4 protein-coding genes are annotated in these 3,581 nt (G+C 72.7%); all 4 read left to right on the top strand.

Annotated features, from left to right (window positions below; translation table 11 throughout):
• Window positions 1-144 precede the first annotated feature (144 nt).
• On the top strand, window positions 145-1,080 hold the full coding sequence (locus ACFCZF_RS34305) for a FecCD family ABC transporter permease (RefSeq protein ID WP_376674982.1): 936 nt from the start codon (window positions 145-147) through the stop codon (window positions 1,078-1,080).
• Window positions 1,077-2,129, top strand: a complete 1,053-nt coding sequence (locus ACFCZF_RS34300; RefSeq protein WP_376674961.1) for a FecCD family ABC transporter permease — start codon at window positions 1,077-1,079, stop codon at window positions 2,127-2,129. The genes ACFCZF_RS34305 and ACFCZF_RS34300 overlap by 4 nt, the downstream gene beginning before the upstream one ends.
• A complete protein-coding gene (locus tag ACFCZF_RS34295) occupies window positions 2,126-2,947 on the top strand; it encodes an ABC transporter ATP-binding protein (RefSeq protein ID WP_376674960.1) in 822 nt (273 codons plus the stop codon). Before ACFCZF_RS34300 ends, ACFCZF_RS34295 begins: the two co-directional genes overlap by 4 nt.
• Before the next feature lie 3 nt (window positions 2,948-2,950).
• Window positions 2,951-3,581: MFS transporter (locus tag ACFCZF_RS34290; RefSeq protein ID WP_376674959.1), on the top strand; the 631-nt coding region annotated here is incomplete at its 3' end.

Raw genomic sequence — 3,581 nt, 5'->3', positions numbered from 1 at the left:
TAGAGGGTTGTCTGTTGAGCCGGCGAAAAAGTTAAGGGGGTGGTTACCGACACCCGAACCTCATAGAGAACGGGGTGGGTAGGGGGCCCGGCGCGCATCCGCGTCCTGTGGCTCCTCGTGGTCGCCGCGGTCCTGATCGCCGTCATGACGGCCTCCCTCGCCTTCGGTTCCCGCGGCGTCGCCTGGTCCGACGTGTGGGCGGCGCTCGGCGGCGCGGAGTCCACCCTGGAGGAGGCGGCGGTCGCCAAGCGCATACCGCGTACGCTCCTCGCCGTCGTCGTGGGCGCCGCCCTCGGACTCTCCGGCGCGGTCATGCAGGGCGTCACCCGCAACCCGCTGGCCGATCCCGGCATCCTCGGCGTCAACATGGGCGCCTCCCTGGCCGTGGTCACCGCCATCGCCTACTTCGGGCTCGCCTCGGTGGACGGATACATCTGGGTGGCGATGCTCGGGGCGGCGCTGACCGCCGGCTTCGTGTACGCCATCGGCTCGCTGGGCCGCGGCGGCGCCACCCCGCTGAAGCTGGCCCTCGCCGGCGCCGCCATCACGGCCGCCCTCACCTCGCTGGTCAGCGCCGTCGTACTGCCGCGCAACGACATCTCCGACACCTTCCGGCTGTGGCAGATCGGCGGCGTCGGAGGCGCCTCCTACGACCAGCTCGGCAGCGTCCTGCCGTTCCTCGGCGCCGGGTTCGTCATCTGCCTGGTCTCCGCCCGGGCCCTCAACTCGCTGGCACTGGGCGACGACCTGGCCGCCGGACTCGGTGAACGGGTGGCCCTCGTCCGGGCCGGCGCGGCGCTCGGCGCGGTCGTGCTGTGCGGCGCGTCCACCGCCGTCGCCGGGCCGATCCTCTTCGTCGGTCTCCTCGTACCGCACGTCTGCCGGCTCCTGGTCGGCGTCGACCACCGCTGGCTGCTGCCGTTCTCCGCGCTGAGCGGCGCGATCCTCCTGACGGCCGCGGACGTGCTGGGCCGGGTCGTGGCACGGCCGGCCGAGATCGACGTGGGGATCCTGACCGGGATCATCGGTGCCCCCTTCTTCATCCACATCGTCCGACGCCAAAAGGTCAGGTCCCTGTGAGCGCCCCAGCCGTCCGCGCCCCGTCCACGACGGCGGCCGTCACCCGGGCGCGGGTCCGCGGCGCGTACCGGCGCCGGCTCCTCGTCCTGACGCTCCTGCTGCTGGTCGTCGCCGCGTTCGTCACGACCCTCATGGCCGGCCACACCTTCTACCCGGCCGGCGACGTGCTGCGCGTGGTCCTGGGCGAACAGGTGCCGGGCGCCTCCTTCACCGTCGGCACGCTGCGGCTGCCGCGGGCGGTACTGGCGCTGACCGCCGGATTCAGCTTCGGCATGGCCGGCGTCACCTTCCAGACCATGCTCCGCAACCCGCTCGCCAGCCCCGACGTCATCGGCATCAGCGCGGGAGCGAGCGCGGCTGCGGCCCTCGCCATCGTGACCTTCTCGATGAGCGGGACCGGGGTGTCGATCGTGGCGATCGCCGCCGCGCTCGGAGTGGCGCTGCTCATGTACACCCTCGCGTTCCGCGACGGGGTCGCCGGAACCCGGCTCATCCTGATCGGCATCGGTGTCGCCGCCATGCTCGACAGCGTCACCTCCTACGTCCTGTCGCAGGCCGGCGAATGGGACCTCCAGGAGGCGATGCGCTGGCTCACGGGCAGCCTCAACGGCACCACCTGGGAGGAGACCGTGCCCGCCGTCCTCGCCGTACTCGTGTGCGGCCCGGTGCTGCTGTCCCGGGCCGGCGACCTGAGCGCGCTGAGCCTGGGCGACGACACGGCGTCCGCGCTCGGCGTCCGCGTCGAACGCACCCGCGTCACGGTGATCGTCGCGGCCGTCGGGCTGATCGCGTTCGCGACGGCGGCCGCCGGACCGATCGCGTTCGTCGCGTTCCTCTCCGGACCGATCGCCGCCCGGCTCACGGGAACCGGCGGCTCCCTGCTGGTGCCCGCGGGACTGGTCGGCGCCCTGCTCGTACTGGTCGCCGACTTCACCGGCCAGTACGCCTTCGACACCCGCTACCCCGTCGGCATCGTCACCGGCGTCCTCGGCGCGCCCTACCTCGTCCACCTGATCGTCCGCACCAACCGGGCCGGAGGCTCACTGTGACCGCGTCCCACACCCTCGCCACCGAGGCCCTCACGCTCGGCTACGGCGACCGTGCCGTCATCGAGGGCCTGGACCTGACCCTCGCGGCCGGGCGGATCACGGTGATCGTCGGCGCCAACGCCTGCGGCAAATCGACGCTGCTGCGCGCGATGTCCCGGCTGCTCGTCCCGCGCACCGGCCGCGTCGTCCTGGACGGCAGGGAGGTCCACCGCACCCCCGCCAGGGAACTCGCCCGCACCCTGGGCCTGTTGCCCCAGTCGCCGGTCACCCCCGAGGGCATCACGGTCCTCGACCTGGTCGGCCGGGGCCGGCACCCCCACCAGCGCGCCTTCTCTCGCTGGACGGCGAAGGACGACGCGGCGGTCGCCGCCGCGCTGGACGCCACCCACACCACCGACCTGATGGACCGGGCCGTCGACGAACTCTCCGGCGGCCAGCGCCAGCGGGTGTGGATCGCGATGGCGCTGGCCCAGCAGACCGACCTGCTGCTGCTCGACGAGCCCACCACGTTCCTCGACATCAGCCACCAGATCGAGGTCCTCGACCTGCTGACCGACCTGAACCGGACCCGCGGCACCACCATCGTCATGGTGCTGCACGACCTCAACCTGGCCGCCCGCTACGCGGACCGGCTCATCGCCCTGGCGTCCGGACGACTGCACGCCGCCGGAGCGACCGGGGAAGTGATGACCGAGGACACGGTCCGGGCCGTGTACGGCATGGAGAGCCGCGTCATCGAGGACCCGGTCTCCGGCAAGCCCCTCGTACTGCCGATCGGCCGCCACCACTCGACGACCGCGGTCGCCGGGGACCGCTGAGCCATGGCTCGCAAGCTCGCCGCGCTCCTGCCCGACCTGGCACCCTGGCGCTCCTCCCGGGACTTCCGGCTCCTGTGGACGCAGGGCCTGGTCACCTACCTCGGCAGCGTGATGGCGCTGATCGCACTGCCGCTCCAGATCAAGGACCTCACCGGCTCACCGCTCGCGGTGGGCGTGATGGGCGCCGTCGAACTGGTCCCGCTCGTGGTCTTCGGACTGTACGGCGGTGCCTTCGCGGACGCGGTGGACCGGCGCAGGGTCATCGTGCTGACCGAGGCGGGACTCGGACTGCTGGCGGCCGTCCTGCTGCTGAACGCGATGCTGCCGCGGCCCAGCCTGTGGCCGCTATACGTGGTGGCGGCCGGGGTGGCGGCACTCGCCGGACTCCAACGACCCGCCCTGGACTCACTGCTGGCCCGGATCGTCCCGCACGACCAGCTCGCCGCGGCGGCCGCGCTGAACGCCCTGCGCTGGCAGGCCGGCGCGATCGCCGGGCCCGCGGCGGCGGGCCTCGTCGTGGGGGGGGGGGGGAGGGGGGGCAAGTGCCGGCCGCCAGCGAGGTGCCTTCGCGCCCTTGGTGCCCTTCTCCGCCGGGTCTTATGCTCTTTTCTAGCCCAAGACCCCGGAAAAACAG

The sequence above is a fragment of the Streptomyces sp. NPDC056296 genome, assembly GCF_042268605.1.
Lineage (GTDB): Bacteria > Actinomycetota > Actinomycetes > Streptomycetales > Streptomycetaceae > Streptomyces.
The sequence above is the reverse complement of the archived record's forward strand: the minus strand, read 5'-3'. Positions and strand labels throughout refer to the sequence as shown.